Raw genomic sequence first — 24,037 nt, 5'->3', positions numbered from 1 at the left:
CAAAAGGGACTAGCCATACACCCGCCGGTGCTGGTTAGTCCCTTTTTTAGTACATCACAAGTTATGCTTGTTGAGATTTAACGGCTTGAGGTTGTAAAGACTCGGCTTCTTCCGTCTTCAGGAAGTCCGGCTGCGGTGAAGTCTTCTTGATGAACAAGGCCAGCACCAGAGCCACTACGGTCACCCAGGTTGCCACGGCGAATGCATGGGTAATCCCATTGATCGTCGCGTCCTGCGTAAGTTTGAGCATCGCCGCCTTATCGGTCTGTGAGACCGCGCCGCTGGTTACTGCTTCCGTAATATTGCTCTTCGTACGGTTGGTCATCAGGCTGACAAACAGCGCCATCCCAAGTGCTCCCCCGACTGTACGCAGCGTGTTCGACATCGCTGTACCGTGCGAGCTGAGCCGCTGCGGCAGCTGGTTAAGTCCGGCTGTCACAATCGGCATCATCAGCATCGACATCCCGAACATCCGCGCCGTATACGTCAGGATCAGATGTGTATAGGTTGTGGAATCCGTAATTTGACTGAATTCCCATGTGGTAATGGTGGTTATAAGCAATCCGATAACCGCCAGCCATCTTGCACCGATCTTATCAAAGATAATCCCGGTAATCGGAGACATAATCCCCATCAGAATGGCACCCGGCAGCAGCATCAACCCGGATTCCATCGGTGTAAAGCCGCGGATGGTCTGAAGATAGATCGGCAGCAGGATCATACCGGCATACATGGCCATGGTAATAATAATATTGATTACCGTTGTAAGTGAGTACATGTTATAACGGAAAATGCGGAATTCGAGCAGCGGTTTGTCGGCGGTAAGCTCGCGCCATACAAACAGGGCCAATGCCAGGGTTCCGAGGATCAGACAGGCAATAACAGTCGTGCTGCCCCAGCCGTCTGTTCCGGCATCACTGAAGCCGTACAGCAGTCCGCCGAACCCAAGGGTTGAGAACACGACGCCGGTCTTATCCAGCTTCGGAGAAGTCAGCTTTCCGACGTTCTGCATAGTCTTCATCCCAAGCAGTGTAGAGAAAATAGCCAGCGGCAGTACAATAAAGAACAGTACCCGCCACGAATAGTTCTGCACAACCCAGCCCGAGAGGGTAGGTCCGATTGCCGGGGCAAAAATCATCGCTACCGCCATGAGCCCCATAGCTTTACCGCGTTCTTCAATCGGGAAGATACGCAGGAACACAATGTTCATCAGCGGCATCAGAATACCGGCACCGACGGCCTGGATTACTCTGCCGACCATAATCATTTCAAATCCGGTTCCGATACCGCAGACAAGCGTACCTATGGAAAATAGTATCATTGCCGTAGTAAACAATTGGCGGGTGGTAAACTTCTCCACCAGATAAGCACTGATTGGAATGAGCACACCGTTCACAAGCATAAACCCTGTGGTCAGCCATTGTGCCGTATTGGCGACAATGTTAAGATCCTCCATCATTTTCGGAAGCGCCACATTCATCAGCGTTTGATTCAACAACGCGACGAAAGCGCCAATTAAGAGCGCTGCGATGATAGGCCCTTTGCGTATAGCCTTAGTTTCCGCAGCAGCGTTAGCAGTTATTGTACTCATGGTTACTTTTTATCTCTCCCTTGTACCAAAATTTTTACGATTTCACCATGAAGCCGCAGCAGTTCCTTGACATCCTCTCGAGGTATGTCGGACAGCGGCTGCAAATGTTTTCTCATGGACTGCTTGCTTCGTTCCCTGATTTCCTGACCTTTATCCGTCACCGCCAGATTGAATATACGCCGGTCGCTCTGCGAGCGTTGTCTGGTGATCAGCCCTGCCTTTACCATACGGTCAACTACTCCGCTAGCAGCGCTGTTCCCCAAATGGAGCAGGTCGGCAAGCTCGGTAATTCCGATGTCTGGGTGCATAGCCAATTTGCGCAGCACCATCAGTTGGGTGGAGGTAATCTGCAGCTCCTCTGCGTCCTTCCACAAAAGCTGCTGGAAATTATGATTGATACAGCGGAAAGAGGTCAGAATATCATCAAGCTGCTGTTCTTTTTCCTCCAACACCATCACCCCGTTAGTTTGATAAATAAATACTTCGTATACGAACTATTTTACTCTTTACCTATTTATCCGTCAATCAATTACTGAAAATTTCTGAAAAACTCTTTCTTTCTTTCTTTCTTTCTTTCATTTAACTAACATTCTCCGCCGCCCCAGAATAGACACCCTTCCAGAGCGCCCAGCTTTGGGAATTTTAGATATAATTTAGATGGATGACAATACTCGAAAGCGGTGATTGTGCAATGAATCCTGAACAGCGGAAAATTTGGAGTGACGGACATAAAACTTTAACGGGACTCTTGAAGAGGCCGGAGGAGCATGAGAATGCGGTTGCTTTATTCCTGAGATTGCATGCCTCTCTGTACGCGTCAAACGGGGAACATCCGGAGCAGCCAACCTATGAAGACGAACTACTGAAAGATATCCGCGAGCAGACTCTACGCAGCTATCCAGTACATACCCCCGGCAGTAAAAATTCTATAGTGTGGCATCTTTGGCACAGCGCGAGAATTGAAGATATCACAATGAATATTCTTGCCGCCGGCAGCGGGCAGGTTCTTCACGAGGCGCATTTCGCCGACAAATTACAGACGGTTTACCTTCATTCAGGCAATGGCATGACCGATGAGGAAATTTCCGGTTTCAGCTCGTCAGTTCATATCGAGTCTTTATTTGAGTACAGGAGAGCGGTTGCCGGCAGAACGCGGAGTATCCTTCCTTCACTGAGCTCGGAGCAATTGAGGGCAAAGCTGAGTCCTGCCAGGATCAGAAGAATATCGGAGGAAGGGGCGGTAAAAGATACGGAGCAATGGCTGATTGATTATTGGGGAAATAAAAACATCGCCGGTCTGGTGCTGATGCCAGCCACAAGGCATAATTTCATCCACCTCAACAAAGCGATGCGCGTGAAGCTTAAGCTGCAGAAATAAGATCATTCTAATGTTTCTTATAAAATAAAGCGGGCCCGGGGAAATTGCCCCGGACCCGCTTTTTAATATGGATTGCACTATATAAATTGCACTTCTCTTATACCCCGCTCCCTAAACTCCCCACCACCACCGGCCGCTGTGGTCCTGAAATTTCAGCAGCAGTTGAACTGCTGCCGCTTTCCAGACCGCAGGCGATCGACATCATCAGTTTGATCCGGTTGGCCTGGTTCACTACACTGACCCCGGCATCATAATCAATAGCGGCGATATTGGCCCCGGGATACAGCTCCTTCAGTCCTTTGATAGAGCCGCGTCCGGTAATATGGTTCGGCAGACAGGCAAACGGCTGGATGCAGACAATGTTATTCACACCGTTATCCAGCAAATCCATCATCTCCGCCGTTAGGAACCAGCCTTCGCCCATCTGATTGCCGACAGATACAAGCCGGCTGGCCTTCTCCGCGAGGCCGTAAATATTCTCGCGGCCTTTGGCCAGTCCCGCTTCCTCCAGCGCCACTTTAACCGGCTTGCGGTAGATTTCCAGGTAAGAGATCAGCATGGGATTGATGTAACCCAGCTTCTTGCTCTTGCCGAATTGCTCCGCTTTGTAGATCGGATTGTACACGCAATAAAAGATAAAATCGAGGAAGTCCGGCATTACTGCTTCGCCGCCTTCGGCTTCGATCATCTCAATGATCCGGTTGTTGGCGTCCGGATGGAACTTAATCAATATTTCGCCGACAATGCCCACCCGCGGCTTCACTGCCGGTGTGACCGCCAGGCGGCTGAACTCGGCGACGATCTCGCGGATCACCCGCTTATACTCCCGGAAGGAGAACGTCGACAGGCTGATCTTGCAGCGCTCCATCCCTTTGCGGTAGAGGGCTTCCGCGCTTCCCGGAATCCGCTCATAGGGTCTGAAACGGTGCAGCAGCCGCATCATCAGATCACCATAGCAAGCAGCGGCGATCAGCCGGTTCGCCAGCTTGAGGTGGATGCGGAAGCCCGGCTGATTCTCCATTCCCGAAGCATTGAGAGAGATGACGGGAATTTGCCCCAGGTCGGAATCCTTCAGCGCCTTACGCAGCAGCGAGATATAGTTGGTAGCCCGGCAGCCCCCGCCTGTCTGCGACATGATGACCGCTGTCCGGTTAGGATCGTAGTCGCCGCTCTTCAGGGCCGAGAGGATTTGCCCGATGGTGACAATCGCCGGATAACACGCATCATTATTGACGAATCTGAGGCCTTCCTCGGTCTCCTGCGGACCGGTGGTTTCCAGTACCTTGAGACGGTACCCTGCGTCACGGAAGACCCGTTCAAACAACTCAAAGTGAACCGGCGACATCTGCGGTGCCAAAATGGTATAGGTCTCCTTCATTTCCTTCGTAAACGGAACATTGGCCTGTGTCTTATAGAGGAGCTGCGGCTGCACATCGCCCTTCTCACGCTCGCGCATCGCTGCCTGCAGCGACCGCAGCCGGATGCGCGCAGCGCCGAGATTGCTGATCTCATCAATCTTGATCAGGGTGTATACCTTATTGTGGCGCTCCATAATCTCCTGTACGGCATCGCAAGTGATCGCGTCGATGCCGCAGCCGAAGGAGGTGAGCTGCACCAGCTCCAGATCATTTCTGCCGGCTGCAAGACGGGCGGCACGGTACATCCGGGCGTGGTACGTCCATTGATTCACCACAGCCACATCGCCTTCGCTGCGGTCCAGATGGCAGACCGAATCCTCGGTCAGCACGGCGAGCCCCATTCCGGTAATCATATCGGCGATGCCGTGGTTGATTTCAGGATCGGCATGGTAGGGATGGCCGCAGAGCAGAATCCCCTTTGTCCCTGTAGATGTCAGAAACGCCAGCGTTTCTTCGCCCTTCGTACGCAGATCATTTTTGGCCTGCTCGGCTTCGGCAATTCCAGCCTGTACCGCTGCCGCTATCTCTTCTCTCGGAATATCCATAAAGGTCTTGATCAGGCTCTTGGTCAGGGCCGAAATATCGTCAAAGGTCAGAAACGGGCTGACGAGCGGAACACCACTTTCCTTGAGACCATCCATATTATTGCGGATAACCTCAGGATAAGAAGCAACCACCGGGCAGTTGAAGTGATTCTGTGCCGCATCGTCCTCCTTCTTCTCATACACAACCGCCGGATAAAAGATAAAATCAACGCCTTTGCCGATCAGGCTCTGCACATGTCCATGGGCCATCTTCGCGGGATAGCAGATCGATTCCGAAGGGATCGTATCCATTCCGCTCTCATACAGCTTCTTGCTCGACTTCGGCGACAACACTGTCCGGTAGCGCAGTGTCGTAAAAAAGGTGTGCCAGAACGGATAATTCTCGAACATATTCATGGTCCGCGGAATACCGACGGTGCCCCGCTCTGCCTGTTCTTCCGGCAGCCCTTCATAGTCAAAGAACCGTTCATATTTATACTGCATCAGGTTCGGCAGGTTGTTCTTCTCTTTCTTGCCACCCGCACCGCGTTCGCAGCGGTTGCCGGTGACGTGAAAGCTCTTATCGGGGAAACGGCTGATGGTCAGTGCACAATTGTTGGCGCAGCGGCTGCAGCGGCCCGGCGATACCTGGTATTGGAAGGTTTCCAGCTCTTCCGGACCAAGAATCGTGCTGAAGCCGTCCAAGCCGGCATGTTCTCTGGCAATAATCGCACAGCCGTAGGCCCCCATAACACCGGCAATATCAGGTCTGACCACAGTCCGGCCAGTCAGGAGCTCAAAAGCTCGCAGTACCGCTTCGTTATAGAAGGTACCGCCCTGCACAATGATATTGCGCCCGAGGTCCTCGGGGTTGCGGATTTTGATAACCTTTTGCAAAGCGTTCTTGATTACGGAATAGGCGAGTCCTGCGGACAGGTCAGCCAGGGAAGCCCCTTCCTTCTGCACCTGCTTCACCTTGGAATTCATAAATACTGTACAGCGCGAGCCCAGATTCACCGGTTTGCTAGACTCCAGCGCGGACTTGGCAAATTCCTCGATACCGAGCTCCAGCGCGGAGGCGAAGCTCTCCAGAAAAGAGCCGCAGCCCGCCGAGCAGGCTTCATTCAGCATCAGGCTGTCAATTGCCCCTCCGCGGATCTTGATGCATTTCATATCCTGTCCGCCGATATCCAGAATAAAGTCTACCTCAGGCATGAACTTGGACGCAGCCTTATAGTGGGCCACTGTCTCCACTTCACCGCCGTCGGTACGCAGCCCGGCCTTAACCAATCCTTCGCCGTAACCAGTCGCATAGGAGCCGGCGATATAGCAGCCTTCCGGCAGAATCCGGTAAATCTCCTTCAGCGCATCAGTGACGGACTGCAGCGGATTGCCTTTGTTGCTTCCGTAAAAGGTATAGAGGATTTCATCGGCGGAGCCGGTAATGACAAGCTTTGTTGTCGTCGAACCGGCATCAATGCCGAGATAGCAAGGTCCGCGGTATGAAGCCAGCTCAGCGCGGGCAACCGAGGCCCTGCCATGGCGAAGCCGGAACTCGGCTAAATCCTCATCCGTCTCAAACAAAGGCGCCAGTTCGGCATCCTCTGCACGGTCCGCCTTGAAGTCCACCGCTTCAATCCGTTCCAGCCAGCTAGGCAGCGGCAGCACGAGCGGGTCGCTCTGTGACAGCGCCGAACCAATCGCGACAAAATATTGCGAGCGTTCCGGGAACAGCACCTCCCCTTCCTTCAGTCCCAGCGTCTCTGCGAAACGTTCCCGCAAGGCGGGCAGAAACGTCAGCGGTCCGCCCAGGAAAGCCACCCGTCCGCGAATCGGACGGCCGCAGGCGAGGCCGCTGATCGTCTGGTTCACGATGCTCTGGAAGATCGAAGCCGCAACATCCTCGCGCCGCGCCCCTTCGTTCAGCAGCGGCTGCACATCGCTCTTGGCGAATACGCCGCAGCGCGAGGCGATCGGGTAGATCCGCTCATGCTTCTCTGCCAGCGTATTCAGTCCGGCAGGGTCGGTCTGCAGCAGCGAAGCCATCTGGTCGATGAACGCTCCGGTGCCGCCGGCGCAGGCAGTGTTCATACGCTGCTCGATGCCGCCGCTTAAATAAATAATCTTGGCGTCCTCCCCGCCAAGCTCAATCGCTGTATCGCACCCCGGAATCAGCTCGCTGATCGCTTTGGTGCAGGCGATGACCTCCTGGACAAAGGGTACTCCGCCAAGCTTTGATAAGGACAGCCCCGAGGAACCGCTTACAGTCAATGCTGCCTCTCTATCCGGGAACCTGTGCTGTACGTCTGACAGGAGGGATAGAGCCGCTTTTTTTATATCGCTATAATGTCTCACGTAATCCTGATAAATAATTGTACTTCGTTCCATAACAACCAATTTGGCCGTAGTTGATCCGACGTCCAGCCCAATACGCAGTATCATCATGCCATCACCATGCCTTGCTCCAAATTTGAAGTAATATGAGGCAACTATATCATGAGAGCGCATTAGGAAGGCTGTTAAAAATGTAACAGACATTTACAATTCACTACTAGCATACTTAATTATTTCGTGATTTCACTCAATGCTGTCTCCACATGACCCTTAACGCGAATTTTTCTCCACGCTGCCGCAAGCTTGCCTTGCTCATCTATAAGAAAGGTGGAGCGCACGATGCCCATAAACTCCTTGCCGTACAGCTTTTTCAGCTGCCACACCCCGAACATCTCGCTTACACTATGCTCCTCGTCGGACAAGAGCGGAAAAGGCAGGCCGTTCTTCAGGGCAAACTTGGCATGCGAGGCCAGATTGTCGGCACTGATTCCGAGTACCACGGCACCCTGCGCGGCAATCCGGTCGTGGGCGTCACGGAAATCGCAAGCCTCCTGTGTGCAGGCGGGGGTCATATTTTTCGGGTAAAAATAAAGCAGCACCTTGCGGCCGCGATACTGGCTTAAGCTGATGTTCCGGCCCGTGGAGGCGGGAAGGCTGAAGTCAGGGACTTCATCACCGATTTCAATTCCATTCATTAATGGTTCACTCCTAAAGTTTTTGGGGGAATATTCCGAAATTGCTTGTATTCCTAAAAGAAATTATAATGTAGAGAATGCAAATGCGAAAGGAAGAACGAAATGCCTCCAAGAAAGAAACGGCACGTAAAAGCCGGCAAATCGAAGAAGAAACCGCTGCTCTGGACTCTGGCAATTATACTTCTCGTAGTGATCGGCGGAATTGTCTACTATTTCTCCTCCGTCTACAACCAGCTCGACAACATGCACAAAACGGGTGATAAATCGCCGTTCGCATCTGTTCCCTCCCCTTCGGCGGATGTTGCTGAGCCTCCTAAATGGGAAGGCACGGAGCCTGTAAATATCCTGCTTATGGGCGTGGATGCCCGTGGAGTGAAGAAAGGCGAAGTCCCCCGCTCGGATACGATGCTGGTTGCCTCCCTTGATCCGGTGAAAAAGAAGTTCTATGTCTTCTCCATTCTCCGTGATACCTATGTATCTATACCAGAACATGGCAAAGAACGTATTAATACGGCAATTACACACGGACCCAATACGGCGATGCAGACAGTAAGCGACTTGCTGGGCATCCCGATTCAATATTATGTCTATACCGATTTCCAGGGCTTCATCAAACTGGTGGATGCCGTCGGCGGGGTGGATTACGAGGTTGAAAAAGATATGGTCTACAAGACAAAAGCCGACGGGCCGGAATTCGACATTGATTTGAAGAAAGGCTTTCAGCATCTTGACGGCAACATGGCGCTGCAATATGTGCGTTTCCGTCATGATGCGACATCTGATTTCACCCGGACAGAACGGCAGCGGGGTTTCCTTAAGGCTGTTTCGGACAAGGTAATCAGCACCACTTCCATTCTTAAACTGCCTAACATATTGTCTGAGGTGATCCCATACATCGATACCAACATGGATATGGGCGATATGTGGAAGCTTGCCACCGTCGGCTATGACGGCTCGATGGGCGGTAGTGAACAAATACCGCCGATGAACTTGCTGACAGAAGAGACAACAAGCGGAGGCTCCTCCGTTATCGGCATCAGCAGTGAAGATAAATTGAAGCAATTCGTGCAGGATACCATGACTGCACCTGAGCCGACGCCATCGACTGAGGCTTCCCCGGACAGCAGTCCGTCCGCAAGCGCAGAGAACAATTAAACAAGTGGAAGCGGCTTTGCCGTCCTTTTTAAGGACGGTACCGTTTCAGCGAGAAATAGAAGGATAAGTTATCGTGTGAAACATATAAATTCTTATATTTTCAACAACCCATGCTTGGCCTCAGGACGGGCGAACAGCGGCATCCGCCGCCAGTTCGCCCGTTCCCTTGCCCAAGACATATGAAAGGATGATTATTCATGAACCGTACCACATCAGAACAGTTGTATCAGGAAGCCCTTCAGCATATCGTCGGAGGCGTCAACAGCCCCTCCCGGTCCTTCAAGGCTGTTGGCGGCGGCGCGCCGGTATTTATGAAACGCGCAGGAGGCTCACGCTTCTGGGACGAGGACGGCAACGAGTACATCGATTACCTCGCAGCCTACGGGCCGATTATTACCGGCCATGCCCATCCGCATATCACAGCGGCGATTACGGAAGCCGCACAGAATGGCATCCTGTATGGCACACCCACCCAGCTTGAAATCAAGCTGGCCAAAATGCTCAAGGAAGCAATCCCTTCTATGGATAAAGTGCGGTTCGTCAACTCCGGAACGGAAGCCGTTATGACTACAATCCGGGTGGCCCGCGCTTATACCAAGCGCAGTAAGATCGTGAAATTCGCCGGCTGCTACCATGGCCACTCCGACCTTGTACTGGTCGCTGCCGGCTCCGGCCCTTCTACACTGGGCATTCCTGACAGCGCCGGAGTTCCCGGCAGCATCGCCCAGGAAGTCATCACCGTTCCGTTCAACGATCTTGGCGGACTGCGCGAGGCGCTGGAGAAATGGGGCGGCGATGTAGCCGCTGTTATGGTGGAACCGATCGTCGGCAATTTCGGTATGGTTATGCCGGAGCCCGGTTTCCTGGAGGGGCTGTGCAAGCTGGCCCATGATAACGGATCGCTTGTCATTTATGACGAGGTCATCACCGCTTTCCGTTTCCATTACGGTTCTACACAAACTTATGCAGGCCTTGATAATCACGAAGATATTACACCTGATCTGACCGCGCTCGGCAAAATCATCGGCGGCGGTCTTCCGATCGGCGCTTACGGCGGCCGCAAGCATGTGATGGAGCAGGTTGCGCCGCTCGGTCCCGCTTACCAGGCCGGAACTATGGCCGGCAACCCTGCCTCCATCTCGGCAGGTATCGCCTGTCTTGAGGTGCTGCAGGGTGAAGGAGTATATGAGGAAATGGAACGGCTCGCCATCCGGCTGACAGAGGGACTGCAGCAATCGGCAGACCGTCACGGCATTCCGTTAACGATCAACCGGATCCGCGGGGCGTTCTCCACCCATTTCTGCGCTCACCCGATCACCAACTACGAGGAAGCTCAAGATACGGACGGCGAAATGTTCGCCAGCTTCTTCCGCCATATGCTGAACCGCGGGATCAACCTTGCCCCGTCCAAATATGAGGCCTGGTTCTTGACCACAGCGCATACGGATGCCGATATTGACGCAACACTGGAAGCTGCGGAAGCTTCCTTCCAGGCAATGGCGGCAGAGAAATAATCATAAACACCTGCCCGGCTGCAGCACTGATTACTTAAGCTTACTAGACCTGCTTCCATTAACAAATTCAAACCCACTGCGGCTTACCGCAGTGGGTTATTTGCATAGCCGTATTCAAGTGTGGGAATCAAACCAGCCGATCAATAGAAATCAATCTGCTTGTCCAGTTTGACCTCTTCGAAGACGGGACGCTGGAATCTGCTGCTTCCGGGCACCAGAGAAAACTGTGTGGTGCTGAGATCCTCCGGAAGCGGCGGAGAGATCATGAACTGCATGTGAACATGCGCTCCGCCGCCGTTTGCACCGTGATTTTCTACTTCATAGCTTGTCTCACTTAGAACAGCAAGCTTAAGCATGGGATTAATATGGACATGCTCCACCGTTTCTTTCAAGCACTTGATTTCCAGGGTGACGATGCTTAGCTTCTCATACTGCATGGAGTGGGTCAGCATATATTCAAAATCGCCATCCAGCGTAGTCTTCATTATTGCCAGCACCCCAAGCAGCGGCCCGGGCTCATCCCAGAAATGCCGTCTGGGCCGGGCTTCGTTCAGATTGCTTAGAATCAGCGATATTTCCGAAACCTCAAGACCAGACTCCGCCGCCAGTTCCTTCAAGGTTTCCTCTTCCGGAAAAAGCGCCCTCCCTCCGGAGAGCGCCTTGCGCTGCTGCACCAGTCTTAAGATCTGTTCATCAATTACTCTGGCCTCATCATTGTAATCATTCGGTATTCCCCGTAGTGGCATCCTGCTCCAGCCCATTTCTTTTCCCTCCCAGGTTCAGTGTAATCTGTTTCCATCCTAGCTATGATTGTGATATTATATCACTTTTTTCCCATTTATAAGAAATCTAGATAGACAGCACAAAAAGCCGTCATCCCTAAAGACAACAGCTTTCTGCCATCAGCAGCTCTCTTCAGTTTGCTTTCTGATCATATAGGCTGCGGATTTCTACATCCTGCGGAAGTTTGAACGGATTCTCCTGGTTGATCCGGTCATAGAACATAATCCCGTCCAGGTGGTCCATTTCATGCTGAATCACTATGGCCTGGTAACCCTTGAACTTCAGGACGATTTCCTTGCCGTTCAGATCATAGCCTTTTACCTTTACCGTCTCATATCTCGGAACAAAACCATGAACCGGCCGGTCCACAGACAGGCAGCCCTCGCTCTCCGGCAAATACACCATCGCCAGCGAATGGCTGATGATCTTGGGATTCACCCAGGTATGCTCCACAATCTTGCCCTTGTCATCCTTCAGGTACATCACGAACATCCGCTTCTGAAGGCCGATCTGATTCGCGGATAAGCCAATGCCGGAACGCAGCTTATGTTTGGCGGAAGCCTCCGGGTCCTGGCTGTTCTTCAGAAACTGCATCATGCATTGCAGCGCTTCACGGTCAGCATCCTGCAGCGGCAGCTGTACCGGCTCGGTTACACTGCGGAGAATAGGATGACCTTCCCGAATAATATCATCCATCGTGATCACATAATCTGCACTATATTTTGTACTAGACAACAACACTCATCCACCTTTGCCATGCGGGCTAAATTCATAATGATGATTTATAAATTGCTACTTGCACCTATAAGTATTTGCTCAAGGCGTTACACTATTATCTTATGCAGCTTTATGGATTTATGAAAGCAGTCTTCAACTGGCTGCTGTATTTCACGTCGAAACCGAGTCCCGTAGCAAGTGCGGCAAGCGGCAGGTAAGTTTTCTCCTCTTTGCCGACCTTTTGCAGAAACGCCGGTGTATCAATTGCTTGATCTTCCCCATTGACCTTAATATACTTCGAGCCAATGGTAATAACCACCGTCCGGTCACCGTAAACAATTGTTGCGCTGGCTGTCTTACTGTCCCACTTTCCACTGGCACCCACAGCATTCAGAACATCACGCAGTGCGAGAAAGTTCTGGCCGTTCTTAATGACTGGCTTATTTGGGGTATTAAGCTCTGTGCCTTTTACCACAATCGACATCGGTGCCGAACCCGGCGCTGTTGCAGCAACAGACGGTGTGCGGTATTCTCCCCACTGCAGTTCTGCAAACACCCGGGCGATTTTCTCATATCCCAGCTGTGTAGGATGAAAATCCAACGATATGATATGTGTCAGCGAGCCCTCAAGACCCACGAATTGTTTGGCAATATGGGCTACACGCACCGGTGCTCCGGTCTGGTCGAAACTGGCCGCAATACTGTCCGCCATGGCTGTCAACCGCTCCGCTGCGCCCATCAGCTTGGGATAGGCCTCTTTTACCGCAAATTTGGGAGCCGGCTGATACTGATCGGCTATCAGAATGGTTGCTTGCGGGTTCACGACACGGATGTTCTCAAGCGCTGTCTTCACATTCGTATTGTAGGCGCTCAAACGCTGCTCCAGCTGAGCCTGGAAATCTTCTTCCGTCAGTTGCTTGTACTGAAGGAATAGGCTGCTGACATCATTTCCGCCGATCGTGACTGTAATTAGATCCGCCTGAGCAAGCTCGGTCCGGATCTGCGGAGTCAGTGCCGCAAACTGCTCTATCCGCGGATCGGGCAGCCCTGCCTGAATACCCTCAGCTGTAATCACAGCCCCGTCTTTAATCGCACCGGTATAATTAAGCAGCCCTGTTGAGGTCAGCCCCAGAATACCGTAATTGCCGAGTGTGCTTCTTCCATGATAATACCCCTGTTCCAGCAGTCTTTCTGCGTAACCGTAGGGTTTCACGTTTACATCGGTCATCCCCGGCTCATATCCGGCAGTTATCGAATCTCCCAGTGCTACAATGCGAAAGATATCCTGCTCCGATCCCTGGGTTGCTGCAGCAGCCTCCTCGGCCTTGGCGTATCCTGCACCTGCGCTAACCAGTATGGCGAGCAGCAGCAGACCGCTTGTTCCGGCAGCCGCTATTTTCCTCCATGTATTCAGCATCGTTCCCCTCCTAAAAGTAATATAATTCCATTCTAACATTCTGCCGCTCTGCGCAGAAGAGCGGTTTCCCGTATCGGGAAACCGCTCCTGCTGTTGGCCCGGTGACTTATTCCTGTCCGCTGCCGGACCCGGTGCTGTTCTTTGTACCCTCGGCGTTGCGGGGAGCGTGGCTCTTTCCTGCACGCTCCAGATATCTGTCATAACGGTCATCCAGTTCATAAGCTATTTTACGGTAGCGCAAGGTTTCTTCTACAATAGGATCGAGTGTAGTCTGGATCCGGATTTCATACTTGGGCGAGATTTGACGGATTTCTTTGTCCTTGTTGTCGCCCTGCTCCATGTCCCCGTCTTCCAAAAGCTCACTGAGCTTGCGCTCCAGATCATCATTACGGCTCATGGTTCCAGTTGCCTCCTTAAAGCTAAAATCCCGTTGCTTTGGCTTCCTTCAGGGATGAAACCAGATAATCATGAATTTTACCGTTGCTCGCCACAACATGGCGAGTGCCGATGTCATAAGGATTACCCAAGGTATCGGTAACCTTGCCGCCGGATTCCCTCACGAGCAGCACGCCCGCTGCGCAATCCCAAGGACTCAGGCCGACCTCCCAGTAACCATCCACCCGGCCAACCGCCACGTAGGCCAGATGCAGCGCAGCTGAACCTCCGGCACGGATGCCGCGGACCTGAGGCAGAATCTGCTGCAGTCCCGCCATATTCGCCGGCTGCGCAAAGGTGCGGTCCGGCGGAAAGCCCATCGCAATAAGACTGTCCCCAGGCACCGTCTCGGCAGAAACCGAGGTAGGCACGCCGTGCATGTAAGCTCCTTTACCCTTCTCGGCGACGAACATCTCGTCACGGATAGGGTCGTAAATAACACCTACAGTAAGTTCTCCCTTAACGGCGAGAGCTATGGAAACACAGTAGAACGGAAATCCGTGCACAAAATTGGTAGTGCCGTCAATCGGATCGACAATCCACAGGTATTCGTGTTGCCGTCCTTCTTCCAGAGCGGCAGCAACCGAATCTGTTCCCGGCTGAACACCCTCTTCTCCAAGGATAGCATGGTCAGGATAATGGGTCAGGATCAGCCGGCGGATCATCTGCTCCACGCCTTTATCAACTTCCGTTACCAGGTCCTGGGCCGATGTCTTGCTGCCCAGCTCCTTCACTTGACCTTGTCTGCTCTTGATCCATTCCCCCGCTTTGGCTGCCGCGTTAATCGCTGCCGCCGTGTGCCCTTTGCTTGTAACTACATAGGGCTCCCGTTCCTTCCGGTTCTCAGGATTTAAAGGATTCATATCTTCACTCCACTTTCTTGTACTTAATCGCTCTCCCATGAAACATTGCTGCTACACACAGGCTCACTGCTGCTTAAGTTTCATTCAACGTACCTTATTTCAGTCTACTTATCAAGTCAAACCTGCCAGGCTTCCTGCCCAAATCTTCTGGCATGGTGCAGGTTACGGCTCAATATTAATACTGGCCCCGTCCAATATCGTAATTCCGTTGCCGGCTTCCGCCAGCTCCTTCATTGCCTCCATCAGACCAAACAGGGCACCATCTTTCGATTTCGCTTCAATCATGGCATCCACAGCAGGGGTATCGGCTGCAATCCGCTTTAGAAAAGCCAGCAGCGGCGCCGGTTCCACACCATCGGCATGGCTGCGGGGATCAGAAGGACTGCGCGGACTGGAGACATGGATCTTAGGCGGCAGCAGTTCGCCTGGAAGCACATCCTTCAGTGCCAGCGGACTCTTCCAGGTCTTCTGAATCTCCGGCCACAGCTCCCATGGAAGCTCGCCTTCATTATTCACCCACTGGTGATGAATATCGAGCACCATCGGCAGCCCGAGACTGCGGGCAACCTCCAGCGTCTCCTGCGCGTTAAATGTCTTATCGTCGTTCTCGAGCGTAACCCGCTCCTGCAGTTCAGGAGCAAGCCCTGCAAAATGCTCCCGGAACCGCGCTGCCGCCACAGGCTTGTCCCCATAGGCCCCGCCGATATGAATGTTGCTCTTGGCCGTTGCCGGCAGCCCCATTGCAACGAGCATATCCGTATGATGCTGCAAATCACGGATGGAACTCGCCAGCACCTCGGGACGGGGCGTGCTTAGCACCGTAAAGTGATCAGGATGAAAGGACACCCTCATCCCGTGCTTCTTCACATAGCTGCCCACTTCGGCAAACTCTTCAGCCAGTACGGCCAAAGGGTTCCAGTCCCGCAGATCAGGATGCGTTGCCAGCGGAATCAGCTTGGAAGTCATGCGGTACACCATAATATCTGAGCCGGCATTATGCTTCAGCAGGCGCAGCGTATTATGCAGGTTCGTCTTCGCAAGGGTCTCCAGACGCCGCAGCCCGGCTTCACGGTCGTTCAGCTTCGCAAAGCTTGCCATCGTCATTGTCTTGGATGGTGAACAGTCTGGGATGACGGTGGACATGGCTACATATCCAAAGCGGACAATCATCCTTCTTCCCCGAAGAACATCTCATAGGCAAGCGCCGTCTGCACCCGCGACTCTTCTTCGTTCAGCTTGCGTACCAGCTCCATCTCGACCGCTGTAACCTCATTGCCCTGGAAGTTGATCTCCGCGATCGAAGCGGAGATCTTGACGATCGCCACAGCCACATTCTCCGGTGTATAGGCAATAACCTTCTGGCCGGTCGGATACACGCGAAAACCCTGCTTCACCATCTTGGTGCGGCCGTACTCCAGCAGTTCATACAGCTCCTGCTCATTCTTGAACTTGCAGACCGAATTGAATTCCGATTGAAAACCCATGCTGTTGTCTCTCCTTTCCGGCCGGAAGGATCCCGCCGCTCACCTGATTTTATTCATTGTCGTATTTAAGGCCTTGTTTATACTTGTAACGTTCCAGCGCCAGCTCGATCATGCGGTCCAGCAGAGCAGGATACGATACACCTGTCTCGCGCCACAGCAGCGGGTACATGCTGAACGGCGTAAAGCCCGGCATTGTATTCACTTCATTAATCAGAATTTGGCCGTCGGATTTCCGTACGAAGAAGTCGGCACGGGTAATCCCGCTGCCTTCGATCGCCCGGAAGGCAGCAATCGCCGATTCACGCAGGCGGTCCGCCACCTCAGGGTCGACAGGAGCCGGAATCAGCATCTGCGATTTGCCGTCGATATATTTTGCCGCATAGTCATAATATTCTCCGGAAGAGACGATTTCACCCGGAACGGAAGCCTCGGGTTCCTCATTGCCAAGTACAGCAACCTCCACCTCACGGGCATCAACAAATTCTTCAATGATGACCTTGGTATCATAGCGGAAAGCAAAATCGACAGCCTTGATTAGACTTTCCTTATCTACGGCTTTGGAAATGCCCACACTGGAGCCCAGATTGGCCGGCTTGACGAACACAGGGTAACCCAGCTTATCCTCTACCCCCATAATCAGCTCATGGCTTTTGTGCTTCCACACGGCAGCGTTGAAATAACAGTACTCGCATTGCGCAAGTCCCGCTTCACCGAACAGCTTCTTCATCACGACCTTATCCATACCTGCGGATGAAGCCAGCACGCCTGCGCCGATATAAGGAATATTCGCCATTTCAAACAGGCCCTGAATCGTACCGTCTTCCCCATTGGTGCCGTGCAGCAGCGGGAACATCACATCAATGCTCTTCTCCCCGCCCGCTAGTCCGCTGAATACCGCATTCAATGCTGTGCCCATATCTCCGGCTGCCCCGGCAAGCTTCAACTGCTCAATTCCGCTGTAAGCGGCGGTGAGTGTTTCGCCAACCTTCCACAGCCCCTGTTTGGAAATATAGAAAGGAATAATCTCATATTTATCGTAGTCAAAAGCGTTCATAACCGCGAATGCCGTCTGCAGCGATACCTCATGCTCTCCGGATTTGCCGCCGTACACCAGTCCTACGGTTAATTTTGTGTTCCCCATGCCCTAACCTCTTTCTGAATTATAAGTAGTCATTGATATGAAAAAAACGGTAGGCCGTTCTGTCGGTCCATGCATAGGAATCACGGTAATCCCAAAAGCGGTGACGGCTGCTGACCGTTCTTGCATTCACCAGCGGCATTCCGCCCGCGTCAAAAGCGGTGACGATCGTGCTGTGCTGGTAATGGCCGTTGCCGTCCCAGTCGTACAGGATGACATCGCCAAGCATCAGCTGATCCGGCCGCTCCACGGCTTCAGCACGAAGTCCGCTGATCCGCTCCCCGCTCAAATAGCGCTGCAGGCTGTCCGACACAGCCCAGCTGAAGCTCCACCATTCCTGCGCTCCATTGTAGCCTTTGTACCACCAGCCGGTTTCTCTTTTACCAGTATAGTTGATAGGTGCGCCCCCTGCAAAGAGACATTGAGACACATAATTTGTGCAGTCCACATCAAAAACCTCAAACTCCGGATTGCCGTCCTTCCACCAGCGGTCAGCATAGGCCGCCGCTTCTTCCCGGCGGTAACGGACCTCCTTCGATCCGGCAATCCCGCGGAGAACATTCCGGTTAAGCAGCGGCTGCGACGGCTGCGGGGCAGGCAGTACCTCGCCCCATTTGGACAACCGCTGTGCGGGATCCGCATCCAGTGCTCTGCGCTGCGTATTTCTTTCCTGCACACTGCGCTCCACAGTGGCTATCTCCCAGGCGCTGCCCTCCCGCACAAAAGTCAAACGTTCCGTCTCGATCGTATCCTCACGGTGCGTCATTCCGCCCTTCTCATAATACAGTGCACTGTGCAGCGCTACATCGGCTACGACCTCACCCGGATTCTGGCGGACGGTGCGCAGCGTCCTGACCCCGGTCTCCGCACGCAGAGGAGTAATCCCCCGGCGGTTATACCACTGGGCAAGCCGCCGGGAGCGCTCCCCCTGGGCCACTAGATAACGCGGGTCCATGACGGCAGTACGGCGCGGTTCGGCCCCCGGTGCCACCCGTGCCTTGTTTAACTGATCCACATAAACATACAAGCTTTTCTTCCACTCTAATTCCATCCCGTTTCCCGCCCCTTCATCCCTGTTTGGCTGCTGTCCTATGTATATGAAGGAATACCTGCGGCTATACAGATGGAATCAGTGAATGACAAGCAGGCCAAGCTAATTTCCAAGCTTTAGGCAAAGCGCAAGATGGCCTGCCGGACAGGGCAAATCTGGGTGAAAAAGCAGGAAAAAAAACTTTACTCCCCCCTTTGTAACCGTTATACTTAACATACAAACAATATGAAATGATGTTTCACCAGATGAAACGAGGAGGCGCATATATGCCAAGCAAGGACCATTTTTCCCTGGCTAAGAACCTGGAGTCAGGCGGCAAAACCTACCGCTACTATCATCTTAATTCCCTTGAAGAACAAGGCGCAGGCAGCATTTCATCCCTGCCATTTTCCATCAAAGTACTGCTTGAGGCGGCTGTCCGCCAGTATGACGGACGGGCGATCACGGAAGAGCATGTAAAACAGCTGGCCGGCTGGTCAGGTGGCATAGACCGCAATAAAGAGATTCCTTTTATTCCTGCGCGGATCGTCCTGCAGGATTTCACCGGTGTGCCCGTGGTAGTCGATCTCGCTGCAATGCGCGATACCGTCAAGAAAGCGGGAGGCGATCCCAAGAAGATCAATCCGCTCGTTCCGGTTGACCTTGTCATTGACCACTCTGTTATGGTCGATGCCTTTGGCACCGCCGATGCGCTCGAATACAACATGAATGTAGAATTTGAACGCAATGAAGAACGCTACCGCTTCCTGCGCTGGGCGCAGACCGCCTTCAACAACTTCCGCGCTGTTCCGCCGGCAACAGGAATTGTGCATCAGGTCAACCTGGAGTATTTGGCGTCCGTGGCCACTACCAAGTCCGTTGACGGTGAAACTGTAGTCTATCCCGATTCCCTGGTCGGCACAGACTCCCATACCACTATGATCAACGGCCTCGGAGTCGTCGGCTGGGGTGTAGGCGGTATTGAAGCCGAAGCAGGCATGCTTGGGCAGCCGCTGTATTTTGTTACACCGGATGTAGTTGGCTTTAAGCTTACAGGCAGCCTGATGGAAGGTGCTACGGCAACCGACCTGGCCTTGACAGTAACGCAAATGCTGCGCAAGAAAGGCGTTGTCGGCAAATTCGTAGAGTTCTACGGACCGGGCCTTGCCAACATCAGCCTTGCTGACCGTGCGACCGTAGCCAACATGGCTCCCGAATACGGAGCGACCATCGGGTTCTTCCCGGTTGATGAAGAAACGCTGGCCTACCTGCGCAGCACCGGACGTCCGGATGAACTGGTCGAGCTGGTCGGTGACTATTACAAAGCTCAAGGCATGTTCCGCACCGCGGATACACCGGACCCGCAGTTCAGCGACGTCATCGAGCTTGATCTTGCCTCTGTTGTTACGAGCCTTGCCGGACCGAAACGTCCGCAGGACCGTGTCGAGCTGACACATATGAAAGAGAACTTCGAGGGCATCATCCGTACCCCTGTTGACAAGGGAGGCTACGGCCTCAGTGATGAGAAGATTGCCGAAGTCGTGGAAGTACAGCACAAGAATGGCAGCACCAGCAAGCTCAGCGCCGGTGCCGTCGTAATCGCAGCGATCACCAGCTGTACGAACACCTCCAACCCGAGCGTTATGCTTGGAGCCGGGCTGCTGGCCAAAAAAGCCGTGGAACGCGGTCTGACTAAGCCAGGCTATGTGAAGAGCAGTCTCACTCCGGGATCGCTTGTGGTTACGGAATACCTGGAAAAAGCCGATCTTCTGAAGCCGCTTGAGGCTCTGGGCTTCTATCTGGCCGGCTACGGCTGCGCTACCTGTATCGGCAACTCCGGCCCGCTGCCGGATGAAGTCAGCCAGGCCATTTCAGAACATGATATGACAGTAGCTGCAGTAATATCCGGCAACCGGAACTTCGAAGGCCGTGTGCATGCCCAGGTTAAAGCAAACTACCTGGCCTCCCCGCCGCTCGTTGTAGCCTATGCCCTGGCCGGCACTGTGAACATTGATCTGAAGACTGAGCCGCTGGGTTATGATCCGCAGGGTGAGCCTGTATTCCTTGCAGACATCTGGCCGACTTCTGCAGAGATTCGTGAAGCAATCAGCCTCTCCCTGAGTCCCGAGATGTTCCGGCGTAAATACGAGAATGTATTTACTGCCAACGAACGTTGGAATTCGATTCCTGTGCCGGAAGGCGAGCTGTATGAATGGGATGACAACTCCACATACATCCAGAACCCGCCGTTCTTTGAGCATCTGGCGGATGGTGTCGGAGATATCAAGGACATCAGCAACGCGCGGGTATTAGCACTGCTTGCCGACTCCGTCACTACCGACCATATTTCGCCGGCGGGCAATATCTCCACCTCCGGTCCTGCCGGAGAATATCTGCGCAGCCATGGCGTGGAACGCGCCGACTTCAACTCCTACGGCTCACGCCGCGGGAACCATGAGGTGATGATGCGCGGCACGTTCGCCAACATCCGGATCCGCAACGCGGTTGCACCGGGTACGGAAGGCGGGGTAACCACCTTCCTGCCGAGCGAAGAAGTGATGTCGATCTATGATGCGTCCATGCTGTACCAGTCGGCTGGACAGAACCTGATCGTTATCGCGGGCAAGGAATACGGCACAGGCAGCTCACGCGACTGGGCCGCCAAAGGTACGCTGCTGCTTGGGGTCAAGGCGGTCATCGCCGAGAGCTTCGAGCGGATTCACCGCAGCAATCTGGTCGGCATGGGCGTTCTGCCACTGCAATTCCAGGAAGGCCACGGCTGGAGCAGCATGGGCCTGACCGGACGCGAGACCTTCAATATCACCGGACTCGACAACTACGTGCTGCCAGGCCAGGAACTGACCGTCACCGCCACCCGCGAGGACGGCACACAGTTTGAATTCCCGGTCATTGCCCGGTTAGACAGCACCGTTGACATCGACTACTACCGCAATGGCGGCATTCTGCAGACGGTACTCCGCCAGATGCTGGCTGATGCTGCCGCTTCGGAAACTGCGCTGCCTGTAGAATAACTACAGCTGGTCAGGATGGATGGAACCCACTGTGCTTGTGTTCCATCCTGACGGTGCTGAACAGACTGAATAGCCCCCGACAATCCCGTAAGGGAGATTGTCGGGGGCTATTCAGCTTACCCTGTGGTGAAGCTTCCTCCAATCCAAGCGGTATCTGCAGCTTCGGATCAGGCCTAAATCTCGATGCGTTCGGCATCGAGGATTACCTTATAGATAAGTGCAATAATTTGCGAGCGGTCGGTTACGTTCATCTTGTTAAAGATGCGGCTCAGGTGGTTTTTGACGGTATGCTCGCTGATAAACAGCGTGTTGGCAATTTCCTTATTCGTCTTCCCGTGGACAATTAGCTCAAGTACTTCTTCTTCCCGGGGTGAGACCCCCCATTCTTCCTTGAGTGTAGTCAATGCCGGGCTATCCAGCAGCCTCGCTGCCGATACGATTCTCTTCTTAGGCCGCGAATCCTCCCGGCTCAGCAGAAACGACTGGAACGAGGATATCCGTTCATCCTCAATCCAGGAAGCAATATTGTAGTCCTTGCTGTATCTGGATGGATCAATCCATTTGTGCGGAGGGCTGCCCAGATGTTTCTGATCTGCACCTCTTCCTGTATGCTGCAGTGTCAGTGCAAGCACCTGGCCGGATAGAGGCAGGGGAGGCTTTTCCACAGTAAAGAATTGAGAGGCCAACTCGTCCACCTGCTGCAGCAGCGAGATTTCATCCGGGTAATATCCAAAATCCATTAACGCTTCAATATGGAAAGGAGACAGCAGAGCCGTCTTTCCCACCCTTTCAGCTTCCTCTTCAGTCAGGCCTATGTAACGGGCAAAATCTACCGCCATATCGGAAGCGTCCAGCGATAGACTGCTCAGTTCAGTGTTTGCATTCTGGAGGTAACGGCGCAGTTCGGTCATAAAGGCCTCAGCCTGCCCGATATACCTTTCTTCCTTCTCCAGAAGACGAATGGCAACAGTGGCCAGACAGGCTACCGATTCGATGAAGGTCTGCCATTGCTCCGCTTCACTTCGCCCCCTGAATCCGACAGACAACAGTCCTTTGAACTCGTTCCCGGATAGCAGCGGACATTCGAGCAGAACCGAACCTCCTGCCATCTCAAAGATGACAGCAGACGAGAGAAAGGATTGCTGGGAGTAGCGGGACTCCAGCCCTTTGACATACAATGCATCCTCATCTGAGGCCCAGCCTCTGGAAAAATACGTAATGTTCGAACTCTCGATTTCCTGAAAGTAAACCAACGTGGATGAGGGATAGAAAGGCATGGCCATGACAACATCCAGCAGTTGCATACCCAGATCTTTCCTCGACAACGCTTGCGGCAGCAGTCTAGCCGCTTCCTTAAGAAGGAACGTTCCTTCTTCAAGCAGTTTTCCCCTGTGCAGCAGCATTTCTCCCCAGTCGGATATTCCCAGCAAAGAGGCAACGATTTGCTCCTGCCGGTCGTAGCCCTGAACCTGTTCATTTCTTCCAAAGCTGATTGCCAGCAAAAGCGCCCTTTTGCCGTTGTTGATCAAAACCGGATAACAAGACAGGCATTCCGGCAGCGTCATTCCCCGCCGGGTGAAGTAAAGGGATCTTGGATCTTTGGCAATGTCTTTCCAATGTCTCGGATCTTTGCCAAGGACCGCTTGTCCAAAAAAACCGTCCCCTTGCGGAAATACAGCATTCAGCAAAAGATGTGCCTCTTTTCCCGCAGCATAATTCACCTTGAATTGCCCTTCATCGTTCTCCTTGGCAAAGGCATACAAATCAGCGGCTGAAAAAGTTCCTGCCAGTTGCTGGAGCACCTCTTCAATCTTCAGGAAATCCTCCTCCAGATGAGTCAGTAGCCGCGAAATCATCATAGTGTTTCTTTCCGTCACCGGCTTAAGGGCAGAGCCTCCTATTAATTTGCACAGGATACTGCCAAGAACGGCTATCTTGTCCCTGATCTCGAATACACGTTCACTACTGCTCTCGGGTAAGGCAGCTAGCTCAGCACTTAGCTGATCATATTCCGGATGATTTTTCATCTTGGACTCGAAGGCTTGCAATACCAGTTCCTTCGCACCTTCCTCCATATAGAGGCCTGACCAGAGATAATAAATCTCTCCGTACTCCGGAACCAGCGGGGTAATGATATATTTCAATCCGGGAATCCACCGGTCCAAGACGGCAGGATGTGACAAGGCCCCCAAGCGGCGCAGTGTCTGCTCAAAGGGACGGTGTACGTGCTGCAAGGAGTCAATAATCTCCTTATAAAACCTTCCTGCAATGGTTGGACGGGTTATCAAGTTTCCTTCCTGATCCGTTAGCACAAGAGCCTGACTCGTAACAGCACCGAATGTGTCTTGAAGTTGTTGAATCTCTTCCATTAATGAATCGGGTACTGCAGCGCTCAATGGAATCACCCATCCCCCCGGAATAAAAAGTATAATTACTTATAAAATCTGAAACCTATAATTTTTTATCATAGTTCATTTTCCCTATAGTTACAAATTGAATATTACTGCTTCTGGCAGCTTTCTCTTTAAT

Annotated in this window: 18 protein-coding genes; 4 read left to right on the top strand and 14 right to left on the bottom strand. The window is 53.0% G+C overall.

Annotated elements, in window-relative coordinates; genetic code table 11:
- Positions 1-61 precede the first annotated feature (61 nt).
- Both ACAN56_RS26295 and ACAN56_RS26290 read right to left on the bottom strand, forming a co-directional pair.
- On the bottom strand, positions 62-1,591 hold the full coding sequence (locus ACAN56_RS26295; protein ID WP_379146507.1) for a DHA2 family efflux MFS transporter permease subunit: 1,530 nt from the start codon (positions 1,589-1,591) through the stop codon (positions 62-64).
- A gap of 2 nt (positions 1,592-1,593) precedes the next feature.
- Positions 1,594-2,040: a MarR family winged helix-turn-helix transcriptional regulator gene (locus ACAN56_RS26290; RefSeq protein ID WP_038585609.1), complete on the bottom strand. Its 447-nt coding sequence runs from the start codon at positions 2,038-2,040 to the stop codon at positions 1,594-1,596.
- A gap of 242 nt (positions 2,041-2,282) precedes the next feature.
- On the opposite strand from ACAN56_RS26290, the gene ACAN56_RS26285 reads away from it, so the two are divergent.
- Positions 2,283-2,969 carry a hypothetical protein gene (locus ACAN56_RS26285; protein WP_038585606.1) on the top strand — a complete coding sequence of 229 codons (687 nt, stop codon included), beginning with the start codon at positions 2,283-2,285 and terminating at the stop codon, positions 2,967-2,969.
- Between the two features lie 97 nt (positions 2,970-3,066).
- Here the strand turns inward: ACAN56_RS26285 and ACAN56_RS26280 are convergent, their stop codons facing one another.
- Both ACAN56_RS26280 and bcp read right to left on the bottom strand, forming a co-directional pair.
- Positions 3,067-7,356: an acyl-CoA dehydratase activase-related protein gene (locus ACAN56_RS26280; protein WP_379146503.1), complete on the bottom strand. Its 4,290-nt coding sequence runs from the start codon at positions 7,354-7,356 to the stop codon at positions 3,067-3,069.
- Positions 7,357-7,475: 119 nt separating this feature from the next.
- A complete protein-coding gene (bcp, locus tag ACAN56_RS26275) occupies positions 7,476-7,940 on the bottom strand; it encodes a thioredoxin-dependent thiol peroxidase (RefSeq protein WP_076112786.1) in 465 nt (154 codons plus the stop codon).
- A gap of 102 nt (positions 7,941-8,042) precedes the next feature.
- On the opposite strand from bcp, the gene ACAN56_RS26270 reads away from it, so the two are divergent.
- Both ACAN56_RS26270 and ACAN56_RS26265 read left to right on the top strand, forming a co-directional pair.
- Positions 8,043-9,095 (top strand): LCP family protein, encoded by a 1,053-nt coding sequence (locus ACAN56_RS26270; protein ID WP_379146501.1) that lies wholly within the window; start codon positions 8,043-8,045, stop codon positions 9,093-9,095.
- 197 nt (positions 9,096-9,292) lie between these two features.
- On the top strand, positions 9,293-10,609 hold the full coding sequence (locus tag ACAN56_RS26265) for a glutamate-1-semialdehyde 2,1-aminomutase (protein ID WP_341119437.1): 1,317 nt from the start codon (positions 9,293-9,295) through the stop codon (positions 10,607-10,609).
- 140 nt (positions 10,610-10,749) lie between these two features.
- On the opposite strand, the gene ACAN56_RS26260 is transcribed toward ACAN56_RS26265, so the two are convergent.
- The 9 genes from ACAN56_RS26260 to ACAN56_RS26220 all read right to left on the bottom strand — a co-directional run bounded on the left by ACAN56_RS26260 (position 10,750) and on the right by ACAN56_RS26220 (position 18,497).
- Positions 10,750-11,370 carry a hypothetical protein gene (locus ACAN56_RS26260; protein ID WP_379146498.1) on the bottom strand — a complete coding sequence of 207 codons (621 nt, stop codon included), beginning with the start codon at positions 11,368-11,370 and terminating at the stop codon, positions 10,750-10,752.
- Between the two features lie 154 nt (positions 11,371-11,524).
- Positions 11,525-12,088: a peptide deformylase gene (gene def, locus ACAN56_RS26255; RefSeq protein WP_038598485.1), complete on the bottom strand. Its 564-nt coding sequence runs from the start codon at positions 12,086-12,088 to the stop codon at positions 11,525-11,527.
- 151 nt (positions 12,089-12,239) lie between these two features.
- Positions 12,240-13,526 (bottom strand): stalk domain-containing protein, encoded by a 1,287-nt coding sequence (locus tag ACAN56_RS26250; RefSeq protein ID WP_379146495.1) that lies wholly within the window; start codon positions 13,524-13,526, stop codon positions 12,240-12,242.
- A gap of 106 nt (positions 13,527-13,632) precedes the next feature.
- Positions 13,633-13,923, bottom strand: a complete 291-nt coding sequence (locus ACAN56_RS26245; protein WP_052091784.1) for a hypothetical protein — start codon at positions 13,921-13,923, stop codon at positions 13,633-13,635.
- 22 nt (positions 13,924-13,945) lie between these two features.
- Entirely contained in the window at positions 13,946-14,824 is an 879-nt protein-coding gene (locus tag ACAN56_RS26240) for an inositol monophosphatase family protein (RefSeq protein WP_340895002.1), read from the bottom strand.
- Between the two features lie 162 nt (positions 14,825-14,986).
- Positions 14,987-15,994, bottom strand: a complete 1,008-nt coding sequence (uvsE, locus tag ACAN56_RS26235) for a UV DNA damage repair endonuclease UvsE (RefSeq protein WP_341119435.1) — start codon at positions 15,992-15,994, stop codon at positions 14,987-14,989.
- Positions 15,991-16,308 (bottom strand): hypothetical protein, encoded by a 318-nt coding sequence (locus ACAN56_RS26230; protein WP_038585586.1) that lies wholly within the window; start codon positions 16,306-16,308, stop codon positions 15,991-15,993. The genes uvsE and ACAN56_RS26230 overlap by 4 nt, the downstream gene beginning before the upstream one ends.
- Before the next feature lie 49 nt (positions 16,309-16,357).
- Entirely contained in the window at positions 16,358-17,449 is a 1,092-nt protein-coding gene (locus ACAN56_RS26225) for a D-alanine--D-alanine ligase (protein WP_038585584.1), read from the bottom strand.
- A 19-nt stretch (positions 17,450-17,468) separates the two neighbouring features.
- Entirely contained in the window at positions 17,469-18,497 is a 1,029-nt protein-coding gene (locus tag ACAN56_RS26220) for an amidase domain-containing protein (RefSeq protein ID WP_379146491.1), read from the bottom strand.
- Between the two features lie 266 nt (positions 18,498-18,763).
- Here ACAN56_RS26220 and acnA point away from each other — a divergent pair, with 266 nt between their 5' ends.
- A complete protein-coding gene (gene acnA, locus ACAN56_RS26215) occupies positions 18,764-21,508 on the top strand; it encodes an aconitate hydratase AcnA (protein WP_341119433.1) in 2,745 nt (914 codons plus the stop codon).
- A gap of 173 nt (positions 21,509-21,681) precedes the next feature.
- Here the strand turns inward: acnA and ACAN56_RS26210 are convergent, their stop codons facing one another.
- On the bottom strand, positions 21,682-23,913 hold the full coding sequence (locus tag ACAN56_RS26210) for a response regulator transcription factor (protein WP_379146489.1): 2,232 nt from the start codon (positions 23,911-23,913) through the stop codon (positions 21,682-21,684).
- Positions 23,914-24,037: the final 124 nt, after the last annotated feature.

The sequence above is a fragment of the Paenibacillus paludis genome (genome assembly GCF_042610515.1).
Classification (GTDB): Bacteria; Bacillota; Bacilli; order Paenibacillales; family Paenibacillaceae; genus Paenibacillus_AQ.
This window is presented reverse-complemented; position numbering and strand designations above follow the sequence as displayed.

What these genes read in the sequence shown, in the direction of transcription:
- ACAN56_RS26285 (WP_038585606.1), top strand. Translation starts at nt 2,283, where the DNA reads ATGAATCCTGAACAGCGGAAAATTTGGAGTGACGGACATAAAACTTTA.
- ACAN56_RS26245 (WP_052091784.1), bottom strand. Translation starts at nt 13,923, where the DNA reads ATGAGCCGTAATGATGATCTGGAGCGCAAGCTCAGTGAGCTTTTGGAA.
- ACAN56_RS26280 (WP_379146503.1), bottom strand. Translation starts at nt 7,356, where the DNA reads ATGATGATACTGCGTATTGGGCTGGACGTCGGATCAACTACGGCCAAA.
- bcp (WP_076112786.1), bottom strand. Translation starts at nt 7,940, where the DNA reads ATGAATGGAATTGAAATCGGTGATGAAGTCCCTGACTTCAGCCTTCCC.
- ACAN56_RS26260 (WP_379146498.1), bottom strand. Translation starts at nt 11,370, where the DNA reads ATGGGCTGGAGCAGGATGCCACTACGGGGAATACCGAATGATTACAAT.
- ACAN56_RS26295 (WP_379146507.1), bottom strand. Translation starts at nt 1,591, where the DNA reads ATGAGTACAATAACTGCTAACGCTGCTGCGGAAACTAAGGCTATACGC.
- def (WP_038598485.1), bottom strand. Translation starts at nt 12,088, where the DNA reads ATGGATGATATTATTCGGGAAGGTCATCCTATTCTCCGCAGTGTAACC.
- ACAN56_RS26230 (WP_038585586.1), bottom strand. Translation starts at nt 16,308, where the DNA reads ATGGGTTTTCAATCGGAATTCAATTCGGTCTGCAAGTTCAAGAATGAG.
- ACAN56_RS26220 (WP_379146491.1), bottom strand. Translation starts at nt 18,497, where the DNA reads ATGGAATTAGAGTGGAAGAAAAGCTTGTATGTTTATGTGGATCAGTTA.
- ACAN56_RS26225 (WP_038585584.1), bottom strand. Translation starts at nt 17,449, where the DNA reads ATGGGGAACACAAAATTAACCGTAGGACTGGTGTACGGCGGCAAATCC.
- ACAN56_RS26240 (WP_340895002.1), bottom strand. Translation starts at nt 14,824, where the DNA reads ATGAATCCTTTAAATCCTGAGAACCGGAAGGAACGGGAGCCCTATGTA.
- ACAN56_RS26250 (WP_379146495.1), bottom strand. Translation starts at nt 13,526, where the DNA reads ATGCTGAATACATGGAGGAAAATAGCGGCTGCCGGAACAAGCGGTCTG.
- ACAN56_RS26265 (WP_341119437.1), top strand. Translation starts at nt 9,293, where the DNA reads ATGAACCGTACCACATCAGAACAGTTGTATCAGGAAGCCCTTCAGCAT.
- acnA (WP_341119433.1), top strand. Translation starts at nt 18,764, where the DNA reads ATGCCAAGCAAGGACCATTTTTCCCTGGCTAAGAACCTGGAGTCAGGC.
- ACAN56_RS26270 (WP_379146501.1), top strand. Translation starts at nt 8,043, where the DNA reads ATGCCTCCAAGAAAGAAACGGCACGTAAAAGCCGGCAAATCGAAGAAG.
- uvsE (WP_341119435.1), bottom strand. Translation starts at nt 15,994, where the DNA reads ATGATTGTCCGCTTTGGATATGTAGCCATGTCCACCGTCATCCCAGAC.